Here is a 25,736-nt window from a genome sequence, read left to right as displayed (position 1 = left end):
GCCCGGCCACACAAGCCAGGTCGAAAATGGCTCATCGAGCGGAAGGACGGGCGGGATGGGGTTCAACAATCCGGACGTACCGTGGTCGGAGCTGGAGCGGAAGCTGTCCGGCGGGTACGTGGTGGACCCGCTCGCGGTGGAGCCGGACGGCGGTGACTCGCCGGCGTGGACGCGGAAGCGGCGGGGGTACGAGGCGCCGGAGCGGATCGCGCGCGGCGCGGGCGAGGTCGCGTACGCGGAGCTGCACTGCCACACCAACTTCAGCTTCCTGGACGGGGCGAGTCACCCGGAGGAACTGGCGGAGGAGGCGGTGCGGCTGGGGCTGCACGGGCTGGCCGTGACCGACCACGACGGGTTCTACGGCGTGGTGCGGTTCGCGGAGGCGGCGAAGGAGCTGGCGCTGCCCACGATCTTCGGTGCGGAGCTGTCGCTGGACCTGCCGGGCCCGCAGAACGGGGAGGCGGACCCGGCCGGCGAGCACCTGCTGGTGCTGGCGCACGGGCCGGAGGGGTACGCACGGCTCGCGGCCTCGATCAGCCGGGCGCATCTGCGCGGCGGGGAGAAGGGGCGGCCGGACTACGGGTCGCTGGAGCGGGTGGCGGCGGAGCTGGCCGGGAACGTGCTGGTGCTGACCGGGTGCCGGAAGGGGACGGTGCCGTCCGCGCTGTTGTACGACGGCGAGGGCGCGGCGCGGTGGGAGCTGGACCGGCTGGTGAGCAACTTCGGCGCGGACAACGTGGCGGTGGAGCTAATCGACCACGGCGACCCGTTCGACGGCGTGCGCAACGAGGCGCTGGCGCGGCTGGCGGCGGAGCGGGGCCTGCCCACCGTGGCGACGAACAACGTGCACTACGCGGTGCCGGGGCGGCGGCGGCTGGCGACCGCGCTGGCGGCGGTGCGGGCCCGGCGCAGCCTGGACGAGATGGACGGCTGGCTGCCGGCGGCCGCGACCGCGCACCTGCGCAGCGGCGCGGAGATGGCCGCGCGGTTCCGGCACTTCCCGGGCGCGGTCGCGCGGACCGTGGAGTTCGCGGCGGACCTCGCGTTCGACCTGAACCTGGTGGCGCCGGAGCTGCCGGACTTCCCGGTGCCGGACGGGCACACGGAGATGAGCTGGCTGCGCGAGCTGACCTGGCGCGGGGCGCTGCGCCGGTACGGCCCGCCGGAGGCCGCGTCGGACGCCTACGTGCAACTGCACCGCGAGCTGGACATGATCGAGCGGCTCGACTTTCCCGGGTACTTCCTGATCGTGCACGACATCGTGGACTTCTGCCGGCGGAACGACATCTACTGCCAGGGGCGGGGCTCGGCGGCGAACTCCGCGGTCTGCTACGCGCTCTGGGTGACCAACGTGGACGCGGTGCGCTGGCGACTGCTGTTCGAGCGGTTCCTGGCGCCGGAGCGGGACGGCCCGCCGGACATCGACGTGGACATCGAGTCGGACCGGCGCGAGGAGGTCATCCAGTACGTCTACCAGCGGTACGGACGGGAGCACGCGGCCCAGGTGGCGAACGTGATCTCGTACCGGCCGCGGTCCGCGGTGCGGGACGTGGCGAAGGCGTTCGGGTTCTCGCCCGGCCAGCAGGACGCGTGGAGCCGGCAGATCGACCGCTGGGGCTCGGTCGCGGCGGTGGACGTGGAGGAGATCCCGGAGCACGTGGTCGAGTACGCGAACGCGCTGCAGACGTTCCCCCGGCACCTCGGCATCCACTCCGGCGGCATGGTCATCTGCGACCGCCCGGTGATCGAGGTGTGCCCGGTCGAGTGGGGGCGGATGGCCGGCCGCAGCGTGCTGCAGTGGGACAAGGACGACTGCGCGAGCGTGGGCCTGGTCAAGTTCGACCTGCTCGGGCTCGGCATGCTGTCCGCGCTGCACTACGCGTACGACCTGATTGAACTTGATCTTGATTTGAGCACGATGGCGCTGGACGATCCCGAGGTCTACGACATGCTGTGCCGCGCGGACTCGATCGGCGTCTTCCAGGTGGAGAGCCGCGCGCAGATGGCCACGCTGCCGAGGCTCAAGCCGCGCGAGTTCTACGACCTGGTGATCGAGGTGGCGCTGATCCGCCCCGGTCCGATCCAGGGCGGCTCGGTGCACCCGTACATCCGGCGCAAGAACGGCAAGGAGGAGATCACGTTTCCGCACCGGCTGATGCGGAACGCGCTGGAGAAGACGCTGGGCGTGCCGCTGTTCCAGGAGCAGCTGATGCAGCTGGCGATCGACGTGGCCGGGTTCGACGCGGGCGAGGCCGACCAGCTGCGGCGCGCGATGGGCTCGAAGCGCTCGGCCGAGCGGATGGAACGGCTGAAGTCCCGGCTGTACGCGGGGATGGCCGAGCGCGGGATCAGCGGCGAGCTGGCCGACGACCTCTACGTGAAGCTGTCCGCGTTCGCCAGCTTCGGCTTCCCGGAGAGCCACGCGATGAGCTTCGCCTACCTGGTGTACGCGAGCGCGTGGCTGAAGCGGTACCACCCGGCCGCGTTCTGCGCCGCGCTGCTGAACGCGCAGCCGATGGGCTTCTACTCGCCGCAGTCGCTGGTCGACGACGCGCGGCGGCACGGCGTGGAGGTGCGCCGGCCGGACATCAACGAAAGCGGCGCGATGGCCACGCTGGAGTCCACGCCGCGCACGGTCTGGGGCGGGGGTGGCGCGGGTGCGCCGCCGCACACCTGGGGGCTGGGTGGCCCGGTGGTCCGGATGGGGCTGTCCAGCGTCCGGTCGCTGGGCGCCACGGTCGCGGAGCGGATCGAGGCCGAGCGCCGGGAGAACGGCCCGTACAAGGACATCTCCGACCTGTCGCGCCGGGTGGGGCTGTCCGCCGGTCACCTGGAGGCGCTGGCCACGGCGGACGCGTTCGCCGGGCTCGGGTACGAGGACCGCCGCGCCGCGCTCTGGGCCGCCGGCGCCGCCGTGCAGGACCGCCCGGACCGGCTGCCGATGGGCGCGCCCGAGGCCCCGCCGCTGCCCGGCATGGAGGCGATCGACCGGCTCTACGCGGACGTCTGGGCCACCGGCCTCTCCCCGGAGAACCACCCGGTGCGATTCATCCGCGACCGGTTGACCGAGGCCGGCGCGGTGCCGATCGCGCGGCTCAAGCGGGTCGAGGCGGGCACGCGCGTGCTGGCCGGCGGCATCGTCACGCACCGGCAGCGGCCGGCGACCGCGGGCGGCGTCACCTTCATCAACCTGGAGGACGAGACCGGCATGCTCAACGTCACCTGCTCACCGGGCCTGTGGGCGCGGTACCGGCGGGCCGCGCGGACCAGCTCGGCGCTGCTCGTGCGCGGGATACTGGAGACGAGCGAGGGCGTCATCAACCTGGTCGCGGATCGACTGGAGGCGATGGAAGCGCCGGTCTCGCCGCCCTCCCGGGACTTCAGATAGGACAGCCGGATTTCTATATCCAGATATGTCACCGCTGAGCGGGACCGGGCGTCTATCGGGCGTGAGACAACAAACCCGGCGAAGTATCGCCGCGCTGACCGTATCCACCGCGGTCGTCGCCATGCTCCCCGGCACCGCGACGGCCGCGCCCGCCACCTCACCCGACAACGCACGCTCGGTCACGCTGATCACCGGCGACCGCGTCACGGTCCACCCGGGCACCCGGCTGGAGGTGCGGCGCGGCCCCGGCCGCGAGCACATCCGGTTCACCACCACCCGGCACGACGGGCGCGTCTCCGTCATCCCGTCCGACGCGGCGCCGCTGCTCGGCTCCGGCCGGGTCGACCCGCGACTGTTCGACGTGACCACGCTGATCGAGTTCGGCTACGACGACCGGCGCGCGGACCTGCCGCTGATCGTGCGCGGCGCCGTCGGGAACGCGCGCGCCGCCCGGGCCCTGCCCGGCGGGATGTCCGCGATCCGCGCCGACCGCGGCGGCGAGACGTGGAAGTCGCTGACCGGCGGCGAGCCGGCCGCGCGCCGGGCCGGCGCCCCCACGGTCTGGCTGGACGGCATCCGCAAGCCCACGCTGGAGCACAGCGTGCCGCAGATCGGCGCGCCGGCCGCGTGGCAGGCCGGATTCGACGGCACCGGCGCCACCGTCGCGGTGCTCGACAGCGGCATCGACCGCGACCACCCGGACCTGGCCGGCCGGGTGACCGGCGGACGCAGCTTCGTCGACGGCGAGGACGAGGGCGACCAGGTCGGCCACGGCACGCACGTGGCGTCCACGATCGCCGGCCGGCGCGGCGTGGCCCCGGGCGCGTCGCTGCTCGACGGCAAGGTCTGCGGCCTGTACGGCTGCACCGACTCCGGCATCCTGGCCGGCATGCAGTGGGCGGCCGAGCAGGGCGCCGATGTGATCAACATGAGCCTCGGCGGCCCCGACATGCCGGGCACCGACCCGCTCGAGGAGGCCGTGCAGACGCTCACCGAGGAGTACGGCACGCTCTTCGTGATCGCGGCCGGCAACACGGGTGACCTCGGGAACGGCACCGTGGAGAGCCCGGGCAGCGCGGACGCGGCGCTGACCGTCGGCGCGGTCGACCGCAACGAGGACCTCGCCGTCTTCTCCAGCCGCGGGCCGCGCCGCGGCGACTCCGCGCTCAAGCCGGAGATCACCGCGCCGGGCGTGGACATCGTCGCGGCCGAGACCGGGACCGGCGGCCAGGTCGCCGACTCCGGCACGTCCATGGCCGCGCCACACGTGGCCGGCGCGGCCGCGATCCTCGCCCAGCAGCACCCGGACTGGACCGCGGACCTGCTGAAGTCCACGCTGGTCGGCTCCGCGAAGCCGAACCCGGAGATCCCGGTCAGCGCGCAGGGCGGCGGCCGGGTCGACGTGGCCCGCGCGGTCACCCAGCCGGTGGCGGCGTCCCCGGCCGCGCTGAGCTTCGGCATCCAGTTGTGGCCGCACCAGGACGACGAGCCGCGGACGCAGACGCTCACGTACCGCAACACCGGCACGGCGGACGTCACGTTCGGCCTCGCGGTGTCGGAGGGCGTGCCGGCCGGGCTGATCACGTTCTCCGCGCCGTCGGTGACCGTGCCGGCCGGCGGCACCGCCTCGGTGACCGTCACGGCGGACACGTCCGTGGAGATGGCGGACGGGTTCCACGGCGGGCACGTCACGGCCACCGCCGGTGACCTGGTGGTGCGCACGCCGTTCGGCGTGGACCGCGAGGTGGAGAGCTACGACGTGACGCCGCGGGTGCTGGACCGGGCGGGCCAGGCGGCCGGCAGCGGCTACCTCACGCTCGCCGACCTGGACCGGCGGACCGTGCAGTACGTCTTCCTGCCGGTGACCGCGCCGGTGCGCCTGCCGAAGGGCCGCTACGCGCTCACCGCGACCGTCGAGGGCGCCGACGGCGTCACGTTCGGCGCGCACCCGCTGCTCGACGTGCACGAGACCGCGGAGCTGACGATCGACGCACGCGCCGGCCGGCCGGTGTCGCTGACCGTGCCGAACGCGCAGGCCGAGGCCGTGCTGGCCGAGGTCGGAGCGGAGTGGCCGGAGGGGTACGGCAACTCCGTGGACGCGGGCCAGTTCGGGCGTCTGTTCAGCATGAGCCTCGCGCCCGGCACCAGGTACGACGGCTTCCACGCGACCGTACACGGCGCCTTCGCGAAACGGCACGCGGACGGCACGTTCACGGACAGCCCGTTCAGCTACAACGTCCAGTACCTCATCGAGGACACGATGATCACCGGCTACTCGCACGCGGTCCGGCCGCAGGAACTGGCCACGGTCACCGCGCGGCACGCCCGGCAGGGCGCCGGCGCGGACCTGGGCATCAAGGGCGCGTCGCCGCGGCACGACGCGGTCTCCGGCGGCTTCATGGCGCCGCAGGAGTACCGGACGCTGCCGTTCACCCGGACCGAGTACTACAACGCGGACCACGGCGTGAAGTGGGGGTCGTACTTCCAGGAGGGAGTCATCGACGAGGAGGGCCTCCCGAGCCCGTACTACCTCCAGTACGGGCCGCCGGTCGCCTACCGGCCGGGCCGTACCGTCACCGAGCAGTTCAACAAGGCGGTGTTCGGGCCGTCGTTCCCGGACATGGGGAACGCGCAGGCCGACCGCGACGGTGACCTGATCCTGGCCGCGCCGCCGCTGTACGGCGACGGCGCGGGCCGGCAGGGCTACTCCGCCGCGCGGACCGCGTCCGTGACCACGCTCTACCGCAACGGCGAGCTGGTCGGCGAGGAGCAGAGCACCGGCGGCGCGTTCATGGTGCCGCCGGAGGCCGCGGACTACCGGCTGGAGATCACCAGCACGCTCGGCGAGCCGAACCGGCTGTCCACCTCGCTCGCCGCGACCTGGACGTTCCGGTCCGCGCACACCGAGCCGGGCAAGCCCGTGCCGCTGCCGATGTCCGCGGTGGTGTTCACGCCGCAGGTCGACGACGAGAGCGTGGCGCCGAAGGGCCGGACGTTCTCCGTGCCGCTGCGGGTCGACCGGCAGGAGGGTTCGGCCGCGGAGCCGAACCGGTCGCTGACCGTGGAGGCGTCGTTCGACGACGGCAAGACCTGGCAGCGGGTGCCGGTCAGGGGCGGCGCCGCCCAGCTGCGGCACCCGGACGCGGCCGGCTTCGTCTCGCTGCGGGCGACCGCGACGGACCGGGCGGGGAACACGGTCACCCAGACCATGATCCGCGCGTACGAGATCCGCTGAGTGCTCAGGCGGTGGTGGGCGCCCTCCCACCACCGCCCTGACCTCCATCGCTCGTCGAAGCCGCGCATCAGCCGGCCGAGGCCCTTCGCCGCTTGCGGCCCGCGTGGGTCCCGGAGCGCCCCTCGGGTCACGGCCTCACGGCGCGGCGAGTGCCTCGGTCGGTGGCAGCCGGGCCGCGCGCACCGCGGGGTAGAGCCCGGCCACGCCGCCGATCACCACGGTGACCGCCAGGCCGGCCGTCGGCGGTGGCCCGGCCGGGCGGCGGGCTCACCGTGACCGTCCGGCTGCCGGCCGCCCGCTGAGCGCGGCGTCCGCAGCGACCGGCCTCGATCGGCACGCCCGGCCGCCGGTCTCCGCCACCGGCCGGTCCGGCGTCAGGGCCGGAGCCGGGCCGCCGCGGCGGTGAGCGCGTGCCGGGCGCGCTGCTCGGTGCGCAGCACCATCTCCGCGTCCGTCGGCGTGCGGCCCGGCTCGCCGGAGACCACGTCGTGCGCCTCCCGTACCGCGGTGAGCAGCGTGGCCACCCGGCGCGCGGCCGGCAGCGGGTCGGCACCCGGGTCGGCCAGGCGGTCGCGCAGCTCGGTCACCGCCGCGCGGCAGGCGGCGGTGACCCGCTCCAGGTGGCGCACGGCCGCGCGGTTGCGGATCAGCACGGCGCAGAGCAGCCCGACCGCGCAGCCCAGCACGGTCTGGACCAGCCGGTCACGGATCAGCTCGGCGCCGGGTGCGGGGTGGGCCAGCTCGCCGACCAGGATCGCCAGCGGCGTGACCGCCATCATCGCCAGCCCGTAGTTGCGGACCACCAGCAGCTCGGCCACGACCTGGAGCAGCACGATCGCGGCCACGATCGCCCACGGGCCGGGCAGCAGCAGGAGCGCGACCGCGGCCAGCGCCACGCCGAGCAGCGTGCCGACCGCGCGCTGCACGGTGCGGTGCACGGAGCCGAGCAGGTTCGGCGTCTGGAGCACCGCGACGGCGGAGACCGCGGCCCAGTAGCCGTGCCCGAGCCCGGCGTCGCGGACCATCAGCGTGGCGGCGGCGCCGGCGAGCAGCGCGCCCAGCACCACGCGGGCCGCCACCGGGATCGCCGGGCCGCCCAGCCACACCCGCCGGCCGCCGGCCGGATCGGGTCGCAGGAACGCCGGCCGCCGGCCCAGCTCGGCGGCCAGGTGCCGGCCGGCCACCTCCGCGATCTCGGCACGGCTGCGGCCGATCCGCGGAATCGGCCCGGACCTGCCCACCTGCGCGGCCAGCGCGCGCAGCCCGGCCCAGTCCACCGGCGGCGCACCGTCCCGCTCGCCGGTGCCGCCCGGGGCCCAGGCGGGCGCGCGCCGCGCCGCCTCACCCCGAAGGTGCACCGAGGCGAACGCCAGCTCCGCGTGCGCGGCCAGCGCCTCCAGGTCCGCGATCAGCGCACCGCGCGGCCCGGCCGGCGGCCGGGCCGGCAGCGCACGCCAGGCACGCTCCACCGCCACGGCCGCGCGGTGCCGCGCCGTCAGGCCGGGCGTACCGGGCGGGACGTCCTCCAGCGCCGCGACCGCGCGCAGCGCGCGGGCCACGGCCAGGCGGCGCGGCGCGTCCCGGTCGACGGCCGCGCCGGCCATCGCGACCAGCCAGGCCCAGGCCGCGGCGCCGGCCGCGAGTGCGGCGTTGCGGCCCACCGCGCCGGCCGTGGCCGGGAGCGCGCTGGCGACGGCCGCGGCGAACGCGAACATCAGGCCGGCCGGCGGGCCGACCCGGCAGGCGGTGCAGAGCCAGGTGGCGACGCCGCCGGTCAGCGCCACCACCAGGATCGGCGCGGCGCCGCCGAGCACCGCGGCCAGCGTCCCGGCGGCGACGGCGGCGACCAGGCCCAGCGCGACCAGCGCGAGCTGGCGGGCACGCGGCCGGTAGAGCTCGTCGCGGGCGTAGAGCGCGGTGAACGAGCCGAACGCGGCCGTGGCCGCCCAGGCCGGCTCGCCGGCCGCGACCAGCAGCACCATCGGTACGGCGACCGCGAGCCCGGCGCGCAGCGCGAACGCCCACGCGGCGTCCGCGGGCCGGATGCGGGCGGAGTCGCGCAGCGCCGCGCCGACCGGGCCGGCGGGGGACGTCACGGCAGCTCCGGGCGGTTGTTCAGCGGCACCGGGCCAGCCTAGTCAGGGTCCCGGCCGCGGCCGTCAGGACAGCTCCTCGAAGAGGGTGAGCTGGAGGTTCGCCGGGCCGTCGAGCCGGGCGTTGAGCGAGTTCCACGGCGTGACCGTGGGTGGCGCGATCACCTCGGCGCCGGCCGCGGCCAGCGTGGCGGTCGCGGCGGCCGAGTCGTCCACCTCGAACGCGACCCGGATGTGACCGGCGACGCGCCGCCCCACCTCCACCTCGTCGATGTACGCGGCGTGCCGCGGATCGGTGATCTCCAGCGTGGCGCGGCCCGCGTCCAGGATGGTCACGTGGCCGTCCTCGGAGGAGAACGCGGCCTGTTCGGGCAGGCCGAGCACGTCCCGGTAGAAGCGGACCGCCTCCTGGTAGTCGGTGGCGGTGACGACGAGGCGCAGCTGGCGTACGGACTGTCGATCGGTCATGACCGTCACCCTATGCACGCGCGGCGGCCGGGCCGCGAGTGACGGCCGGGCCGGGGGCACCATGCCCTAGTCTCGGTGAGGTGGAGCGCACACCGACCCTGGGACCGCCGATGACACCTCGCACCGCCGCCGTCTGGGAGGCGCTGCGCCGTGAGCTGCGCCGGGCCGGCGGCCGTGAGCTGACCGTGCTCGACGTGGGCGGTGGCACCGGCGGGTTCGCCGTGCCGCTGGCCGAATTGGGCCACCGCGTCACGGTGGTGGACGCCAGCCCGGACGCGCTGGCCACGCTGGTCCGCCGGGCCACCGACGCGGGCGTGGCCGACCGGGTGCGGGCGGTCCAGGGCGACGGCGACGCGCTGGCCGGGCTGATCGGTGACGAGGCCGCCGACCTGGTGCTCTGCCACGCGGTGCTGGAGGTCGTGGACCATCCGGCGGACGTGGTGGCCGCGGTCGCCGCCGCGCTGCGGCCGGGCGGCGCGGTGAGCCTGCTGGTCGCGGGCCGGGCGGCGGCGGTGCTGGGCCGCGCGGTCAACGGCCACCTGGACGCGGCGGCCCGGGTGCTGTCGGATCCGGCGGGGTGCGCGGGGCCGCGGGACACGCTGCGCCGCCGCTACGACGCGGCGAGCGCGACCGCGCTGCTGGAGGCCGCCGGGCTGACGGTCGAGCAGATCCACGGGGTACGGGTCTTCGCCGACCTGCTCCCGGCCGCGGTGGCGGAGGCGGACCCGCAGGCGCTGCTGGACCTGGAGCTGGCCGCGGCGGCGCACGCGCCGTACCGGGACCTCGCCGCCCAACTGCACCTGTTCGCGCGCAAGTGACGGCCGGCCCGTTCGAGGTGGTGCGGCCGGCGTACGGCCGGGCCAGCCTCGCCGACGTGATGCCGTCCGCGCTCGCGGTGCTGGGCGTGCCCGGCTCGCCGGACCCGCTCGCGCTGCGCGACCGGCTGCCGGGCGTGCGGCGGGTGGCCGTGCTCCTGGTGGACGGGCTGGGCACGTACCAGTTGCCGGCCGCGTCCGCGATCGGCGGCACGGTCGCCGACCTGAGCGCCGGCCGGCTCGGCCACCACACGCCGCTGACCTCGGGCTTCCCGTCGACCACGCCGGTCAGCCTGGTCACGCTGGGCACCGGCGCGCCGCCCGGTGAGCACGGCGTCCTCGGCATCTCGCTGCACCTGCCCGGCACCGACCGGGTGCTGCCGCTGCTGCGCTGGAGCGACGAGCCGGACCCGGCGACGTTCCAGCCGCTGCCGACCGGGCTGGAGCGCGCGGTCGCGGCCGGGGTGCGGGCCACGTCGGTGACCAGGCCGGAGTTCCGGGGGAGCGGCCTGACCACGGCCGCGAACCGGGGCGGCGCGTTCCGCGGCGCCTCGGACGTGGACGAGCTGGTCACCGAGATCCTGGGCGCGCTGTCCGGCGGTGACCCGCCGGTGCTGGTCTCCGGCTACTTCCGCGACCTGGACAAGGCGGGCCACGAGTCCGGCCTGACCTCGCCGGAGTGGGCGGCCGCGGCCGCGGACGTGGACGCGCTGGTGACCCGCCTCGCGGACGGCCTGCCGGCGGACGCGGCGCTGCTGGTGACCGCGGACCACGGCCAGTTCGACGTGCCACCGGACCGGCGGTACGACCTGGACGCCGACCCGCGGCTGTCGGCCGGCGTGCGGTACGTGGCCGGCGAGCCCCGGGTCCGCTACCTGCACGTGGAGCCGGGCGCGGCGGACGACGTGGTCGCGGCCTGGCGCGCCGTGCTGGGCGCGGACGCGGAGGTGGTCACGCGCGCCGAGGCGGTGGCGGCCGGCTGGTTCGGCCCGGTGCCGGAGCGGCACCTGGCGCGGATCGGCGACGTGGTGGTGACCATGCGGGACCGGGCCGTGGTGCTGGCGACCGCGCACGAGCCGCGCGCGGTCTCCGAGCTGATCGCGTTCCACGGGTCGAACACGGCCGTGGAGATGTCCGTACCCCTCTTCGTGATCACGAAGCGGTAGGGGCCGGGCGGCGTCGGCCGGCCCCTACCGCCGGTCAGTGCGGTACGGCCGGCGAGGCCGGGGCCTGGTGGCCCTCCTCGGCCAGGCGGTCCAGGCCGCTCGTGGTCTTGAGCGGCGTCTCCTTGATGAACAGCACCGCGATCAGCGTCAGCACCGCGAACGGGATCGCCACCAGGAACAGGTCGCCGGTGGCCGCGCCGTACGCGTTCTGGATGACCGCGAGCAGTTCCGGCGGCAGCGTGGACAGGTCCGGTACCGCGCCGTGCCCGGCACCGCCCGGCGCGGCCGCCGCGGCCGGGCCGAGCTGATCCTCGATGTTCCCGGCGACCCGGTTGGCCAGGATCGCGCCGAGCACGCTGACGCCGACCGAGCCGCCGAGGCTACGGAAGAACGACAGCACGGACGTGGCGGCGCCGAGCTCGTGCGCGGGCACGTCGTTCTGCGCGGCCAGCACCAGGTTCTGCATGAGCAGGCCGACGCCGACGCCGAGCACGGCCATCTCCGCGCCGAGCACCCACAGGCTGGTGCCCGCGCCGATCGTGCTGAGCAGCCCCAGGCCGGCGATCATGATGGCCGCGCCGGCGACCAGGTACACCTTCCACTTCCCGGTCTTGGTGATCAGCGCGCCCGCGATCGTGGACGAGACCATCAGCCCGAAGATCATCGGAAGGCTGAGCAGCCCGGCCTCGGTCGGCGACTTGCCCAGCGAGAGCTGGAAGTACTGCGACAGGAAGACCGTGCTGCCGAACATCGCGACGCCGACCAGCAGGCTGGCGAGCGTGCTCAGGCTGACCGTGCGGGACCGGAAGATGTCCAGCGGAATGATCGGCTCCTCGACCCGGGACTCGACCACCAGCGCCAGCGCGATCAGCACCAGCCCGCCGGTGACCAGGCCCGCGGTCCACCAGGACGCCCAGGCGAAGGTGTTGCCGGCCAGCGTGACCCAGATCAGCAGCGTGGAGACGCCCGCCATGATCAGGAACGCGCCGAGGTAGTCCACCTTGACCCGGCGGCCGACCGTGGGCAGCGACAGCGTCTTCTGCAGCAGGACGATCGCCAGCAGGGCGAACGGCACGCCGAAGAAGAACGTCCAGCGCCAGCCGAGCCAGTCCGTGTCGACCAGCACGCCGCCGATCAGCGGGCCGGCCACGGTGCCGGTCGCGAACACCGCGCCGAAGATGCCGGAGTACCGGCCCAGCTCGCGCGGCGGGATGATCGCGGCCATCACCACCTGGACCAGCGCGGTGAGGCCGCCGGCGCCGATGCCCTGCACCACGCGGCTGGCGATCAGCACCTCGCTGTTCGGCGCGAACCCGGCCAGCAGCGAACCGACCACGAACAGGCTGAGCGACAGCTGGATCAGGAGCTTCTGGTTGTACAGGTCGGCGAGCTTGCCCCAGAGCGGGACGGTCGCGGTCATCGCCAGCAACTCGGCGGTGACCACCCAGGTGTAGACGGACTGGCTGCCACCCAGGTCGGAGATGACCCGCGGCAGCGCGTTGGCCACCACCGTGGAGGCGAGGATGGAGACGAAGATGCCCATCATCAGGCCGGTGAGCGCCTCGTTGATCTGGCGCTTCGTCATGCGTGGGGCGACCGCGCCGCCGGCGGTGGCGTCCGGCGCGGGTGGGGCGGTGGTCATGGGTTCTCCAGGGGCGGGATCGAGTGGCAGACCGCGGCGTCGAGGTCGGCGATGGTGATCGGAGGTTCGGAGATCGGGGTGTGACCGTCCGCGCGCAGGCCGTCCAGCGTGATCCGGAGCTGGCGTCGCCACAGGCCGGGCCGGCCGGCCTCGGTGAGTTCGATGATCTTGCCGATGGACATCAGCGTGAGCGCGATGTCCGCCTCGCCGACGTCCGGGCGGAGCACCCCGGCCGCGTGCGCGCGGTCGAGCAGCAGGTTGATCACCTCGCTCATCCGGGACCGGCAGTCGTCCAGCAGCGACGTGGTGGCCAGCACCCGGAAGACGCCGTCCATCAGCGCGCGGTCCGCGTTCTGCCGGGCCAGCGCGTCCTCCAGGAACGCCTCCAGGCCGGCCCACGGGTCGCTTCGCTCGGCGGCCCGCAGCGCCTCGTCCATCCAGGCGTCGAAGTCGCGCTTGATCACGGCGCCGAGCAGGTGGTCCTTCGTGGCGAAGTGCCGGTAGAGCGTGCCCATGCCGACGCCGGCGGCGCGGGCGATCTCCCGCACGTCGACGTTGGCGCCGCGCTCGGCGAACGCCGCGGTGGCCGCGGCCAGGATCTGCTCGCGGTTCCGCGCGGCGTCCCGGCGCTGCGGCCGTGCGGTGGCGGTGGTCGGGACGGTCACGCCGACACGCTATCCGCTTACCGGAGCAAGTGCTCCGCATTTTCGCGGTGAACCGGAGCACATGCTCCGTTCCAACGAATGTCAGGGGGTACGGCTAGCGTGTCGCCCATGGGGCGAAGTCAGTCGGTGGGCCGCGAGCGGGACCCGCGTTTCGGGGCGGACGCGGACGACACCGGCTGCCCGATCCTGCACGTCGACATGGACGCGTTCTATCCGTCCGTCGAGATCCACCGGCGTCCCGCGCTGCGCGGCAAGCCGGTGATCGTCGGCGGGCTCGGCAACCGCGGCGTGGTCAGCTCCGCGAGCTACGAGGCCCGCGAGTTCGGCGTGCGCAGCGCGATGCCGATGACCCGGGCCCGCGCCCTCTGCCCGCACGCGGTGTTCCTCTCGCCCGACTTCGAGGCCTACACGGCCGCCTCCCGCGCGGTCATGCGAATCCTGCGGGACACCACGCCGCTGGTCGAGCCGCTGTCACTGGACGAGGCGTTCCTCGACGTGGGCGGCGCCCGGCGGCTGCTCGGCCGCCCGGCCGAGATCGCCGCCAAGATCCGCGCCCGGGTCGCCGGTGAGCTGGGCCTGACCTGCACGGTCGGCGTCGCGCCCACCAAATTCCTGGCCAAGCTGGGCTCCACCCGCGGCAAGCCGGACGGCCTGATGGTCATCCCGTCCGGCCTGGTGCTGGAGTTCCTCCACCCGCTGCCGGTCGCCGCGCTCTGGGGCGTGGGGGAGCGGTCCGCGGAGACGCTGCAACGGCTCGGCCTGCGCACGGTCGGCGACCTCGCGCAGGCACCGATCTCGCTGCTGCGCTCCGCGGTCGGCGAGGCCGCGGCGGCGCACCTGCACGAGTTGGCGTGGGGCCGCGATCCGCGCGCGGTCCAGCCGGAGCACGTCGACAAGTCGATCGGCGCGGAGGTGACGTTCGACACTGATCTAACCGACCGGGGCGAGATCAGGAAGACGATGCTGGCGCTCGCCGGCAGGGTCGCCACGCGGCTGCGCGCGGCCGGGCACGCCGGCCGGACGGTCTCCATCAAGATCCGCCGGGCCGACTTTCAGACGCTCAACCGGTCCCGCACGCTGGCGTCACCGACCGACGTGGCCCGGGAGATCTTCGATACCGCGTGGGCGCTTTACGCTGCTATGCCGCATCCCGGCCCGCTCCGGCTGGTCGGCGTGCGGGTCGAGGGCCTGGTGGACGGCGCCTCCGCGGCCCGGCAACCGGAACTGGGCGCGCCCGCGCACGGCTGGCGCGAGGCGGAGACCGCCATCGATGCCGCGGCGGCCCGGTTCGGCGGCGCGGTGATCCGCCCGGCGAGTCTCCTCGGCGGCGCCGACCAGCGACGGCCCGAAAATCCCTCCCGACCGTGAGTCGTCCCGCTTTCCGCATCGCGGCACCCCTCGTAGACTGGCGGGTAAGCAGCCTCATCGGCTGCCACGGTCTGTCGGCCCACCCCGGGCCGGCACAGCTGACCGGGGAGGAGTGCCGTGCCGCTCTCGGAGCACGAGCAGCGGCTGTTCGATCAGATCGAGCGGTCGCTGGCCGAGGACCCGAAATTCGCCTCGGCGGTGCGCGCCAGCGATCCGCGCTTTCAGGCGCGACGTCGTCTGATCGTCGCCGCTGTCGCGATCATTGCCGGGCTCGCTTTGCTTGTCTATGGTGCGGTGATCAGGACTCCGCTGCTCGGCGTGGCCGGGTTTGTGGTCATGCTCGGTGCGGCGGCGTTCGCGATGACGTCGTACCGTAAGTCCCAATCGCCGGACCTGCACGTCGTCGGCGGCACCGCCAGCCGCCGCACCAGGCAACGCCGCCTGTCGTTCATCGACCGGCTCGAGGAGCGCTGGCGTCAGCGTCCCGAGGGACATCGCTGACCGGCGCCGGCACCCACAGGCGACGAGACCGGGCCGGTGCGAACCGGCCCGGACGCCTGTCCAGGGCACCGCGGCGATCCAGCTCGGCAGGTCCTGTTGATCGCACGTGAATCGGCCGTCCGGCACCGGGCGGCCGTCTCACGCACATCGAGCTGCACCCGCACCCGATCTCCCGCGTCAACCTCGGCCGGACCCTCGCGCCACCCCGGCCGGCGATCCGACGCGGACCTCTCGCGCCGATCCGACGCGAGCGGGGGAGTGGGGTGGGACGTCGTTGTGGAGTTGTCGGCGGCGAGGGCCGCGGGATCATCGTGGCGGAGTCGGGCGTACCGCATCTGACCGGGACCTGAAGTTCCGGATACGACGAAACGAGGGCCCCGGGTCGGTGCGACCCGGGGCCCCTCGGCGTGTGTGCTCAGCGGGAGCGGGCGAGCAGCCGCCGTGGGCTGAGCCGCAGCGTCGCGTCGCGCCAGCGGCCGAACATGCCGACCACGGCCGCGTACCGGTCACCGATCCCGGTCTTCCAGCGGCGCAGCACGGACGGCGGCATCAGCACCGCCTGCATCCGCACCCGGCGGGTGGTGTGCACGGACAGCCCCTGCCGCAGCCGGGCCAGCGCGCCGCCCAGGTCGGTGCCGGTCAGCGGCGTGCGGGCGTACCGGGCATGCTCCTCGGCGCTGCCCAGCAGCGCGGCGGCGGACGCGGCCTCCGGCGTCAGCGACTCCTGCCGGGTCAGCCGGTCCACCGTGTTGCGCGGCGTCTCGGCCGGGTTCACCTCGACCCGGTAGTCGATCATCGTGTCCAGCATCTCGGCCCAGGCCGCGTGCGCGTCCCGCCGGGACCGTTCCAGCTCCGGCGAGGGGCCCAGGAGCGACATCCGGCCGGGCTCCTCCGGGCCGGCGGCCGTGACCGTGGCGACGGACGCCGGGGCGGACCGGCGGCGCCGGGCCGAGGAGCGGAGCAGCGCGGGCACCGCGAGCAGGGCCAGCAGCACGATCGTGCCCGCGGCCAGGTACCACGGCCAGCGCGGGCCCTGCGGCGTGATCACGCCGGCGGCGTCCGCGGTGTCCTCGTCGGTGTCCCGGTCCGGGCGCTCGCCCGGCGCCGCGCTCGACGCGGCCCCGGGCGACGTGCTCGTGGTCGGTCCCGCGGACGCGGTGGGCGCCTGGGTGGCGTCCACGTCCGGCGCCCAGTCGCCGCGCGCGGCACCGGGCACGGCCTGCGCCGGCGTGGCGTCGAACGGCACCCAGCCGAAGCCCTCGAAGTAGACCTCGGTCCAGGCGTGCGCGTTCTGGTTCGTCAGCGTGTACGTGTTCGGGTCGCCCGACGGCGTGCCGCGGGTGAATCCGAACGCCACCCGGGCCGGGATGCCCGCGTCGCGGAGCAGCCAGGCCAGCGCGGTCGCGTACTGCTGGCAGTACCCGGTCCGGCGGTCGAGGAAGTCCAGCAGGTCGGAGCCGGTCGAGCCGGTCTCGGTGCTCAGGCTGTAGGAGAAGCCATTCTCCCGGGAGAAGTAGTCGTACAGCGCCCGCACCTTGTCGTACTGCGTGGTGGCGCCCTTGATCTCGCCCTCGACGATGTTCTTCACCTCGGCCTGCTGCTCCGCGGTGAGCTGCGGCTTCTGCGTGTACTGCTGCCTGATCACGCTGTCCGGGTCCAGGTCGCGGGCTCCGCGCAGCGCCTCCGCGGTGTACTCCGGCGCGACGTAGGTGAACGAGTACTCCGCGCTCTTCGCGGTCCGCCGGTTCGAGTAGACGATCTGCAACGAGTCGTCGTAGAACCAGCCGGAGTCGAGGTCGCCCGCGTTCGTCAGGTTCGCGTAGACCGGCAGCATCGGCATCTCGAAGCGCTCGCTGACCGTGATGCTCGCGGAGTACTCCCGCTGCTCCAGCCCGGACCTGGCCACCATCGGCGGCGAGATCCGCCGGTTGGCCGGGTCGCCGTTCGGCGCCTGGTTGCGGAAGCCCTCCGGCGTCAGGTTGTCGGCCACGCCGAACCGCAGGTAGTACGGGGCCGGATTGTTCGTGGTGACGGTCAGGTACTCGATCGTCTCGGTGTTCTGCAGTTGCCCCTTGAGCGCCGCGAACAGGTCGATCTTGCCGGCGCTGCCGCCGCGGCCGGTGCCGGCGCCCTCACCGGCGCCGGTGGTCTGGGTCAGCCTGGTCAGCAGCCCGCTGCTGAACGTGGGCACCGCCAGCGGCACCGCCACGGCCGCGACCACGCCCACCACCGCGAGCCGGCGACCGGCCGCGGCCAGCGGGGACGGCGCCCAGACGTCCACGTCCCGGCCGTCGCCGGTGAACCGGCGGCCGAACCGGCGCACCCGCTCGACGTTGTCCGCGACCAGCAGCCACAGGTAGCCGACCGCACCGATCACGAACGGCAGCGTGGGCACGCTCTCCGGGTAGATCGCCACCGGCACCGAGTAGATGGCGAGCATCGGCAGGCCGGCCAGCGCGGGCCGGCGCACGCCGACGGTGAGCAGGTCGACCAGGATCGCGACGCCGCCGACGCCGACCACGGTGAGGAAGAGCAGGCCGTCCCGGTCCGGCACCGGGATGCCGTACCCGCGCATGTCCTCCACCGCCTGGGTGGCCAGCGCGCCGAAGTGCGTGAACGTCGCCGGCGAGGGCAGCAGCCCGAGGAACTCGTCCCCGCTGCGGAACAGCCACGTGGTGATCAGCAGCAGGCCGGCCACCATGGCCAGGCCCTGCACCCACACCGGCGCGCGCAGCGAGCGGGACAGCGTCGCCGCGCCGCACACCATGCCGACCGCGATCACGCACTGGATCAGCCAGGTCCACCGGTCGTAGATCGTGGACAGCGGCGCGGCGGCCATCAGCGTCGCCGCCGCGGCCACCAGTCCGAGCCGTCGCCTGCCGCTCATCTGCGTCCTCCCGCCACCGTCTCGGCCATCGTGGCCCGGTAGGCGAAGCCCTGCGTGCCGCGGCCGATCTGCGGCCACAGCCCGGCGAGCTTCGCGCCATGGTTCACGCCCACCACGCGCCAGCCGCTGCGGGTCAGGCTCAGCGCGGCCGCGTTCTGCGCCGCGTCCGCCTCGGCCCGCGCCTCCGGCGGCAGGTTCACCCAGGTGGAGCTGTCCACCAGGAAGCCGATGCAGGTGGCGTTGCTGCCGCGCAGCCGGGCCAGAACCTCCGCCTCACCGGCGGTCAGCGAGCCGAGCAGCGCGATGATCAGGCCGCCGTCGGAGCGGCCGCGCACGTTCTCGATCAGCGAGGCGACGTCGCCGGTCTGCGGCTTCACCTCGGCCAGGTGGTCCAGCAGCACACCCTCGCCGGACGCCTCGGACGCGTCGATGTCCGCGCCCGCGCCGGTCACCAGCCGCAACTTGTAACCCGCCTGGCGCAGGTGCAGCGCGATGCTGGCGGCCGCGGAGACCGCGAACTCGAAGCTGGCGGTCGGGCCCTCACCACGGTACGCGCTCGCGCGCGTGTCCAGCACGACCGTGGCCCGGCTGTCCCACGGCTGCTCCTCGCGGCGGACCATCAGCTCGCCCTTGCGCGCGGTGGAGCGCCAGTGCACCCGGCGCAGGTCGTCACCGTGGCGGTACTCCCGGGTGGCCGCGTCATCCTCGCCGTGCACGGCCACGGAGCGGGCGCGGCTCTCGCCGGTGCCCGCGTACTCCCCGGTCAGGCGCACCGACGGCAGCGGCGTGACCTGCGGGATCACGGTGAGTCGGTCGGTGCTAGGGAACGCGCGGATCAGCTCGCACAGGCCGAACGGGTCGGTGAGCCGGACGATCAGCGGGCCCACCTGGTAGCGGCCGCGCAGGTCCGCGCGCACGGTGTAGCCGACCGAGCTGGCCTGGCCGGCCGCGAGCCGCTCCAGCACCACGCGGGGACGGCTGCCCAGCGCGTACGGCAGCCGGTCCTCCAGCAGCAGGGTGCCGGTGGGCAGCCGGGACATGTTCTGCAGGCGCAGCACCACGCGGGCGTTGCCGCCGACCGGGGTGCGCTGCGGATCGAGCGAGCGGGTGCAGGCCAGCCGGTACCGGTTGCGTCCCACGTAGATCGCCGCGATCAGCGGCAGGGCCACCAGCAGGATCGCGACCCGGAGCAGGTCCCGCTCGCCCAGCACCACGGCGGAGAGCGCCGCGGCGAGCCCGGCCGCCAGGAAGGAGCGGCCGCGCGTGGTCAGTCCGCGCAGGGCTTCGCGCATAAGCTACAGGCCTCTCGGTTCGTACCGGCTGCGGTCGTCGCCGGCGACCGGGGGACGCGTGTCGTACGGCGAGCGGCCCCGGTCGTGCGGGAGCGGCAGCCGGCGGACCAGGTCGGCGAGGATCGCGTCGGTGGTGCGGCGGGCGAGCTGCGCGTCCGCGGTCGGGATGATGCGGTGCGCCAGCACCGGCACGGCGAGCACCTGGAGGTCGTCCGGGAGCACGAAGTCGCGGCCGTCCAGCGCGGCCACGGCGCGCGCGGTGCGCAGCAGCTGGAGCGTGGCGCGCGGGGAGGCGCCGAGGCGCACGTCCGGGGCCTCACGCGTGGCGTTGACCAGGTCGACCGCGTACTGCTTGACGGCGTCGGCGACGTGGATGTTCCGTACCGTGGCGATCATGCGGCGGATGGTGGCCGCGTCCGCCACCGGCTTCAGCCCGGTCAGCGGGTCGCGGGCGCCGTGGCCGTCGAGCATGGCCAGCTCTGCCTTCGCGTTCGGGTAACCCATGGCGATCCGGGCGGTGAACCGGTCGCGCTGCGCCTCGGGGAGGGGGTAGGTGCCCTCCATCTCGATCGGGTTCTGGGTGGCGATGACCATGAACGGCGTCTGCAGCTCGTACGTGACGCCGTCGACCGTGACCTGGTGCTCCTCCATGCACTCCAGCAGCGCGGACTGCGTCTTCGGCGAGGCGCGGTTGATCTCGTCGCCGACCACCAGGTTCGCGAAGACCGCGCCCGGCTTGAACTCGAAGTCGTGCGTCTCCTGGTTGTAGATGCTCACGCCGGTGACGTCGCTGGGCAGCAGGTCCGGCGTGAACTGGATGCGGCGCACCGACGAGTCGATCGTGCGGGCCAGCGTCTTCGCCAGCTTGGTCTTGCCGACACCGGGGACGTCCTCGATCAGCAGGTGGCCCTCGGCGAGCAGCACGGCGAAGGCCAGCCGCACGGTCGCGGTCTTGCCCTCGATCACCTGCTCGATATTGGAGACGATCGCCTCGCTGGCAATCTTGAACTCGTTCTTCGGCAGCGGACCACCGAGCTCGTCCCAGGTAGGTGCGGACACGGGCAATCCTCCTCAACGACGGGCCCCGTACGACCCCTAAGAGTCACCGGACCCGCAATCTGGTTCGCAGGCGCGAACGAATTTCGGTTCGCGGGAGCGAGGACATGGTCCGCCCGCTTCACACAGGCTAGCCCGGTCGATGCCGATCGCCGAGACCTCCCCGTTATCGGACTCCCAGCCGACACCGTAACTACAGCGTGCTATCGGCGGGCGCGGCGCTATACTGCCGGTTATGACCGGGACCTTCCTGCCCCATCCTCGGCGGATGCCGACGCAGCTTCTTAGTCAGCCGTGCTGATCCGATCACTTCCGGATCGCACGGCCACCCCTCCTGCGTGAGGGGCTTTTTTATGCCCCGAGGAAGATGACTCCCGACATTCGTGACTTCTGAGGTGACTGACGATGAGTGAGCCAGCCGAGACCACGGCGGCGGATACCCCCCCGTTCCGGTACACGGCCGCGATGGCCGGCGAGATCGAGCTGCGGTGGCAGGACTTCTGGGAATCGCGCGGCACGTTCGACGCGCCGAACCCGGTGGGCGAACTGGCCGACGTCTCGCACCCGCGCGCCGGGGCGCCGAAGCTGCACGTGCAGGACATGTTCCCGTACCCGTCCGGCGCCGGCCTGCACGTCGGCCATCCGCTGGGCTATATCGGCACCGACTGCTACACCCGCTACAAGCGGATGACCGGCTTCAACGTGCTGCACCCGATGGGCTTCGACGCGTTCGGCCTGCCCGCGGAGCAGTACGCGGTGCAGACCGGCACGCACCCGCGGGTCACCACCGAGGCGAACGTCGAGCGGTACCGCGCGCAGCTGCGCCGGCTGGGCCTGGCCTACGACAACCGCCGCACGATCGCCACCACCGACGTGGACTACTACCGCTGGACCCAGTGGATCTTCCTGCAGGTCTTCAACTCGTGGTACGACCCCGCGCAGCGGAAGGCGCGGCCGATCTCCGAGCTGATCGCCGAGTTCGAGACCGGTGCCCGCGGGGTGGACTGGTCCTCGCTGAGCCCGGTCGAGAAGCGGAAGATCATTGACGATCACCGCCTGGCGTACGTGTCGGAGGCCCCGGTCAACTGGTGTCCCGGCCTGGGCACCGTGCTGGCCAACGAGGAGGTCACGCCGGACGGGCGCAGCGAGCGCGGCAACTTCCCGGTCTTCAAGCGCAGCCTGAAGCAGTGGATGATGCGGATCACCGCGTACGGCGACCGGCTGATCGAGGACCTGGACGCGCTGGACTGGCCGGAGCCGGTCAAGCTGATGCAGCGCAACTGGATCGGCCGCTCCACCGGCGCGCACGTCGACTTCGCCACCGAGTCCGGCGCCGTGATCAAGGTCTTCACCACCCGGCCGGACACGCTGTTCGGCGCGACCTACATGGTGCTGGCGCCGGAGCACGAGCTGGTGTCGTCGCTGACCGCGGCCTCCTGGCCGGACGGCACCCGGGACGCGTGGACCGGCGGGCACGCCACGCCGGCCGAGGCGGTGGCGGACTACCGGGCCAAGGCGGCGGCCAAGACCGACGAGGAGCGGCAGGCGGACGCGAAGGAGAAGACCGGCGTCTTCACCGGCTCGTACGCGGTCAACCCGGTCAACGGCGCGCGCGTGCCGGTCTTCATCGCGGACTACGTGCTGGCCGGGTACGGCACCGGCGCGATCATGGCGGTGCCGGCGCAGGACACCCGCGACTGGGAGTTCGCGGAGGCCTTCGACCTGCCGATCATCCGGACCGTTGCGCCACCGTCGGACTTCGACGGCAAGGCGTTCACCGGCGACGGCCCGGCGATCAACTCCGCGCGTACCGACGGCGATCTGGACCTGAACGGCCTGGGCGTCGCGGACGCGAAGGCTCGCATGATCGCCTGGCTGGAGGCGCGGGGCCACGGCGCCGGCGCCACCACGTACCGGCTGCGCGACTGGCTGTTCAGCCGCCAGCGGTACTGGGGCGAGCCGTTCCCGATCGTCTACGACGAGACCGGGCTGCCGGTGGCGCTGCCCGAGTCGATGCTGCCGGTCGCGCTGCCGGAGGTGGACGACTTCTCGCCGCGCACGTTCGACCCCGACGACGCGGACTCCGAGCCGGAGACGCCGCTGTCCCGCGCCAAGGAGTGGGTCGAGGTCGAGCTGGACCTGGGCGACGGTCCCAAGCGCTACACGCGCGAGACCAACACCATGCCGCAGTGGGCCGGTTCCTGCTGGTACGAGCTGCGCTACCTGGACCCGAAGAACGACAAGGCGCTGGTCGACCCGGCCAACGAGGCGTACTGGATGGGTCCTCGGAAAGGCGGAGACCAGGACGCGGATGATCCAGGGGGAGTCGACCTGTACGTCGGCGGCGTCGAGCACGCGGTGCTGCACCTGCTGTACGCGCGCTTCTGGCACAAGGTGCTGTTCGACCTGGGCCACGTCTCCTCGCGCGAGCCGTTCCGGAAGCTGTTCAACCAGGGCTACATCCAGGCGTACGCGTACCGCGACGCCCGCGGCATCGCGGTGCCCGCGGAGGAGGTCGTGGAGCGGGACGGCGCCTGGTACTACAACGGTGAGAAGGTCACCCGCGAGTACGGCAAGATGGGCAAGTCGCTGAAGAACGTGGTCACGCCGGACGAGATGTGCGAGACCTACGGCGCCGACACGTTCCGCGTGTACGAGATGGCGATGGGCCCGCTGGACGTCTCCCGCCCCTGGGAGACGCGCGCGGTGATCGGCTCGCAGCGGTTCCTGCAGCGCGCCTGGCGCCTGGTGGTGGACGAGCAGACCGGCGCGGTCCGGGTCACCGACGACCCGGCCGACGAGAAGACCCGGCGGCTGCTGCACAAGGTGATCGACGGCGTCCGCGGCGACATGGAGGAACTGCGCTTCAACACCGCCATCGCCAAGCTGATCGAGCTGACCAACGGGCTGACCGGGCTGCCGGCCGCGCCGCGTGAGGCGATCGAGCCGCTGGTGCTGATGATGTCGCCGTTCGCGCCGCACCTGGCGGAGGAGCTGTGGGGCCGGCTGGGCCACGGCGACTCGCTGGCCTATGCGGACTTCCCGGTCGCGGACCCGGCGCTGCTGGCCGCGGACACCGTCACGTACCCGATCCAGATCAACGGCAAGGTCCGCGGCAAGGTCGAGGTCGCCGCGGACGCGGACGAGGCCACGGTACGGTCGGCCGCGCTGGCCGCGGCCGGCGACCACCTGGGCGGCCGGGAGCCGCGCAAGGTGATCGTGGTGAAGGGCCGCATGGTCAGCGTCGTGCTGTGACGCCCTGTGGTGCTCGCGCCGGCTCGTCCGGCGCGAGCACCCCCTCGCTCGCGCGTGGCGTGGCCGGCTCGGCCGGCAGGTCGCGCAGGTGCTTGAGCGGCCCGATGAACAGCAGCCCGCTCGCGGCCGTGACGGCCGCCGCCATGATCCACATGGTGGGGCGCAGGCCCAGCGCGGTGCCCAGCGCGCCGCCGAGCAGCGCACCGGCCGGGATCGCGCCGTAGTTCAGCAACTGCATGCTGGTGGTCACCCGGCCGAGCAGGTGCCGCGGCACGTAGGCCTGCCGGAACGCCCCCTTGATCACGTTGCCCGCCACGATCCCGGCGGTCATCACCACGCCGCCCACCACGATCAGGACCAGCCCGGCGCCCGGCCGGGCCAGCGGCACCAGCAGCGCGAACGGCGCGGTCACCAGGTGCAGGCCGAGCATCGTGCGCGCGGTGCCGAACCGCCGGGCGAGCGGCCCGGCCACCGCGGCACCGGCGACGCCGCCCGCGGAGATCAGCGCGATCAGCACGCCGGCCAGGCCGGGATTCGCGCCGTTCTCCCGCACCAGGAACAGCATCTGGATCGCGCTGTAGCCGTTCAGCGCCAGGTTCGCGGCGGCGCCGTACCCGGTCATCACGCGCAGCAGCGGGTCCCGGAGCACGAATCGCAGCCCTTCCACGACCGCGCCGGGGTCCGGCGCCGCGCGGCCGGCGGGCGCCTCCCGGTGCCGGACCGCCAGCATGCACGCGGCCGAGACCACGAACGTCACGGCGTCCACCAGCAGGCCGGTCACCGCGCCGAACGCCTGGGCGGTCAGGCCGCCGATGCCGGGACCGGCCACCTTCGCCGCCGAGTCCGCGCCGACCAGGCGGGCGTTGCCGGCGGTGAGTCGCTCCGCGGGCAGCAGCTCGGCCAGGTAGACCTGTCCGGCGGTCTCGAAGAACACCGACACCAGGCCGGTCAGCAGCGCCACGACCAGCAGGTGCGCGATGGTCAGCGCGCCCAGCCAGGCCGCCACCGGCACGCTGACGAACAGCGCGGCCGCCACCAGATCGCAGGCGATCATGATGCGCCGCCGGGACCCGGAGCGGTCCACCAGCACGCCGGCCGGCAGCCCGGCCAGCAGCCAGGGCAGCCACACCGTGGCCGCCAGCACCGCCACCTGGAACGTGCTCGCCTCGAGCACCGTGATCGCGACCAGCGGCAGCGCCACCGTGGTGACCGAGCTGCCGAAGCGGCTGGTCGTCTGGCCGATCCAGTACAGCCGGAAGTCGCGGGTCACTGGCCCGGCGTCCCGGGCACGCCGTACGCGAACACGTAGACCGGGCGTCGCTCGGCGCCGTCGTCCGGGACCTCCCGGGACCGCCAGCGCTCGATCACGCCCAGCATCTCCGCCTCCAGCTCGGCCAGCTCGGCGGGGGTCAGGCGCAGCCACTGGTCGCCGCTGAACGCGGTGTCGCGCCAGTGCGCGCGCTCCTCCTCGCCGGCCGCGTACCAGGCCCGGACCCGCGAGACGTGGTAGTCCAGGTTCATCGACTGGGCCGCCTCCGCGACCGCCTCCGTCGCCGGGTCGTCCCGGAAGTCCGACGTGCTCCACCGCAGGCCCCGGCTGACCAGCCGCCACCAGCGCTCCCGCCGGTCGCGGGCCAGCTCCGGCACCTCCTCGATGACGTTGCACTCGCGCAACACCTTGAGGTGGTGGCTGACGTTGCCGACCGCCTGCCCGGTGGCGGCGGCGAGCGCGCTGGCCGTGGCCGGGCCGTCCACCTTCAGCACGTCCATCAGCCGGCGGCGGAGCGGATGGGAGAGCGCGGCGAGCACCCGCGCATCGTCGACCTTGCGTACGCCATCGATCGTCATGCGACCACCCTGACACGCACAAGAAGAGTTGCGCAAGACTTCTTGTGCAATTGTTCT

Annotated in this window: 16 protein-coding genes; 7 read left to right on the top strand and 9 right to left on the bottom strand. The window is 73.8% G+C overall.

The annotated features are described in order from the left end of the window. The first annotated feature begins 55 nt into the window (after positions 1-55). Together J2S41_RS24750 and J2S41_RS24745 are read left to right on the top strand one after the other, a co-directional pair. On the top strand, positions 56-3,388 hold the full coding sequence (locus J2S41_RS24750; RefSeq protein ID WP_310370956.1) for an error-prone DNA polymerase: 3,333 nt from the start codon (positions 56-58) through the stop codon (positions 3,386-3,388). Positions 3,389-3,449: 61 nt separating this feature from the next. Next, entirely contained in the window at positions 3,450-6,623 is a 3,174-nt protein-coding gene (locus J2S41_RS24745) for a S8 family serine peptidase (protein ID WP_310370954.1), read from the top strand. Between the two features lie 374 nt (positions 6,624-6,997). On the opposite strand, the gene J2S41_RS24740 is transcribed toward J2S41_RS24745, so the two are convergent. Together J2S41_RS24740 and J2S41_RS24735 are read right to left on the bottom strand one after the other, a co-directional pair. Next, on the bottom strand, positions 6,998-8,719 hold the full coding sequence (locus J2S41_RS24740; protein ID WP_310370953.1) for an FUSC family protein: 1,722 nt from the start codon (positions 8,717-8,719) through the stop codon (positions 6,998-7,000). A 63-nt stretch (positions 8,720-8,782) separates the two neighbouring features. Next, entirely contained in the window at positions 8,783-9,184 is a 402-nt protein-coding gene (locus J2S41_RS24735; protein WP_310370951.1) for a VOC family protein, read from the bottom strand. Positions 9,185-9,294: 110 nt separating this feature from the next. Between J2S41_RS24735 and J2S41_RS24730 the strand changes: the two genes are divergently transcribed. Both J2S41_RS24730 and J2S41_RS24725 read left to right on the top strand, forming a co-directional pair. Then, positions 9,295-10,002 (top strand): methyltransferase domain-containing protein, encoded by a 708-nt coding sequence (locus tag J2S41_RS24730; RefSeq protein WP_310370949.1) that lies wholly within the window; start codon positions 9,295-9,297, stop codon positions 10,000-10,002. Next, positions 9,999-11,165, top strand: coding sequence for an alkaline phosphatase family protein (locus J2S41_RS24725; RefSeq protein WP_310370947.1), 1,167 nt, complete (start codon positions 9,999-10,001; stop codon positions 11,163-11,165). The genes J2S41_RS24730 and J2S41_RS24725 overlap by 4 nt, the downstream gene beginning before the upstream one ends. A gap of 34 nt (positions 11,166-11,199) precedes the next feature. Here the strand turns inward: J2S41_RS24725 and J2S41_RS24720 are convergent, their stop codons facing one another. Beyond that, positions 11,200-12,807, bottom strand: coding sequence for an MDR family MFS transporter (locus tag J2S41_RS24720; protein WP_310370946.1), 1,608 nt, complete (start codon positions 12,805-12,807; stop codon positions 11,200-11,202). After that, positions 12,804-13,472, bottom strand: a complete 669-nt coding sequence (locus J2S41_RS24715; protein ID WP_310370944.1) for a TetR/AcrR family transcriptional regulator — start codon at positions 13,470-13,472, stop codon at positions 12,804-12,806. Before J2S41_RS24715 ends, J2S41_RS24720 begins: the two co-directional genes overlap by 4 nt. A 108-nt stretch (positions 13,473-13,580) precedes the next feature. On the opposite strand from J2S41_RS24715, the gene J2S41_RS24710 reads away from it, so the two are divergent. Together J2S41_RS24710 and J2S41_RS24705 are read left to right on the top strand one after the other, a co-directional pair. Further along, positions 13,581-14,840: a DNA polymerase IV gene (locus J2S41_RS24710; RefSeq protein ID WP_310370942.1), complete on the top strand. Its 1,260-nt coding sequence runs from the start codon at positions 13,581-13,583 to the stop codon at positions 14,838-14,840. 117 nt (positions 14,841-14,957) lie between these two features. Next, positions 14,958-15,341, top strand: coding sequence for an SCO2097 family morphological protein (locus tag J2S41_RS24705; RefSeq protein ID WP_310370940.1), 384 nt, complete (start codon positions 14,958-14,960; stop codon positions 15,339-15,341). 415 nt (positions 15,342-15,756) lie between these two features. Here J2S41_RS24705 and J2S41_RS24700 read toward each other — a convergent pair whose 3' ends face one another. Genes J2S41_RS24700 through J2S41_RS24690 form a run of 3 tightly spaced genes read right to left on the bottom strand, consistent with a single transcriptional unit; the run spans position 15,757 to position 20,579 of the window. Beyond that, complete coding sequence (locus tag J2S41_RS24700; protein WP_310370938.1) at positions 15,757-18,228, bottom strand: transglutaminase TgpA family protein; 2,472 nt, start codon at positions 18,226-18,228, stop codon at positions 15,757-15,759. After that, positions 18,225-19,520, bottom strand: coding sequence for a DUF58 domain-containing protein (locus J2S41_RS24695; RefSeq protein ID WP_310370937.1), 1,296 nt, complete (start codon positions 19,518-19,520; stop codon positions 18,225-18,227). Before J2S41_RS24695 ends, J2S41_RS24700 begins: the two co-directional genes overlap by 4 nt. A 3-nt stretch (positions 19,521-19,523) precedes the next feature. Then, the gene (locus tag J2S41_RS24690) at positions 19,524-20,579 is read right to left on the bottom strand and encodes an AAA family ATPase (protein WP_310370936.1); all 1,056 of its coding nucleotides are present in this window, start codon (positions 20,577-20,579) and stop codon (positions 19,524-19,526) included. Positions 20,580-20,981: 402 nt separating this feature from the next. Between J2S41_RS24690 and leuS the strand changes: the two genes are divergently transcribed. Continuing rightward, positions 20,982-23,831, top strand: a complete 2,850-nt coding sequence (gene leuS / locus J2S41_RS24685; RefSeq protein WP_310370934.1) for a leucine--tRNA ligase — start codon at positions 20,982-20,984, stop codon at positions 23,829-23,831. Here leuS and J2S41_RS24680 read toward each other — a convergent pair. Together J2S41_RS24680 and J2S41_RS24675 are read right to left on the bottom strand one after the other, a co-directional pair. Beyond that, on the bottom strand, positions 23,815-25,101 hold the full coding sequence (locus J2S41_RS24680; protein ID WP_310370932.1) for an MFS transporter: 1,287 nt from the start codon (positions 25,099-25,101) through the stop codon (positions 23,815-23,817). The two genes, leuS and J2S41_RS24680, sit on opposite strands and share 17 nt — an antisense overlap. Further along, entirely contained in the window at positions 25,098-25,679 is a 582-nt protein-coding gene (locus J2S41_RS24675; RefSeq protein WP_310370930.1) for an ArsR/SmtB family transcription factor, read from the bottom strand. Before J2S41_RS24675 ends, J2S41_RS24680 begins: the two co-directional genes overlap by 4 nt. Between the last annotated feature and the right edge of the window lie 57 nt (positions 25,680-25,736).

The sequence above is a fragment of the Catenuloplanes atrovinosus genome, from assembly GCF_031458235.1.
GTDB classification, from domain to species: domain Bacteria; phylum Actinomycetota; class Actinomycetes; order Mycobacteriales; family Micromonosporaceae; genus Catenuloplanes; species Catenuloplanes atrovinosus.
Note: the sequence above shows the minus strand (reverse complement) of the source record. Positions and strands in the feature narration are given on the sequence as shown.

What these genes read in the sequence shown, in the direction of transcription:
- J2S41_RS24750 (WP_310370956.1), top strand. Translation starts at nt 56, where the DNA reads ATGGGGTTCAACAATCCGGACGTACCGTGGTCGGAGCTGGAGCGGAAG.
- J2S41_RS24735 (WP_310370951.1), bottom strand. Translation starts at nt 9,184, where the DNA reads ATGACCGATCGACAGTCCGTACGCCAGCTGCGCCTCGTCGTCACCGCC.
- J2S41_RS24730 (WP_310370949.1), top strand. Translation starts at nt 9,295, where the DNA reads ATGACACCTCGCACCGCCGCCGTCTGGGAGGCGCTGCGCCGTGAGCTG.
- J2S41_RS24720 (WP_310370946.1), bottom strand. Translation starts at nt 12,807, where the DNA reads ATGACCACCGCCCCACCCGCGCCGGACGCCACCGCCGGCGGCGCGGTC.
- J2S41_RS24710 (WP_310370942.1), top strand. Translation starts at nt 13,581, where the DNA reads ATGGGGCGAAGTCAGTCGGTGGGCCGCGAGCGGGACCCGCGTTTCGGG.
- J2S41_RS24700 (WP_310370938.1), bottom strand. Translation starts at nt 18,228, where the DNA reads ATGAGCGGCAGGCGACGGCTCGGACTGGTGGCCGCGGCGGCGACGCTG.
- J2S41_RS24695 (WP_310370937.1), bottom strand. Translation starts at nt 19,520, where the DNA reads ATGCGCGAAGCCCTGCGCGGACTGACCACGCGCGGCCGCTCCTTCCTG.
- leuS (WP_310370934.1), top strand. Translation starts at nt 20,982, where the DNA reads ATGAGTGAGCCAGCCGAGACCACGGCGGCGGATACCCCCCCGTTCCGG.
- J2S41_RS24675 (WP_310370930.1), bottom strand. Translation starts at nt 25,679, where the DNA reads ATGACGATCGATGGCGTACGCAAGGTCGACGATGCGCGGGTGCTCGCC.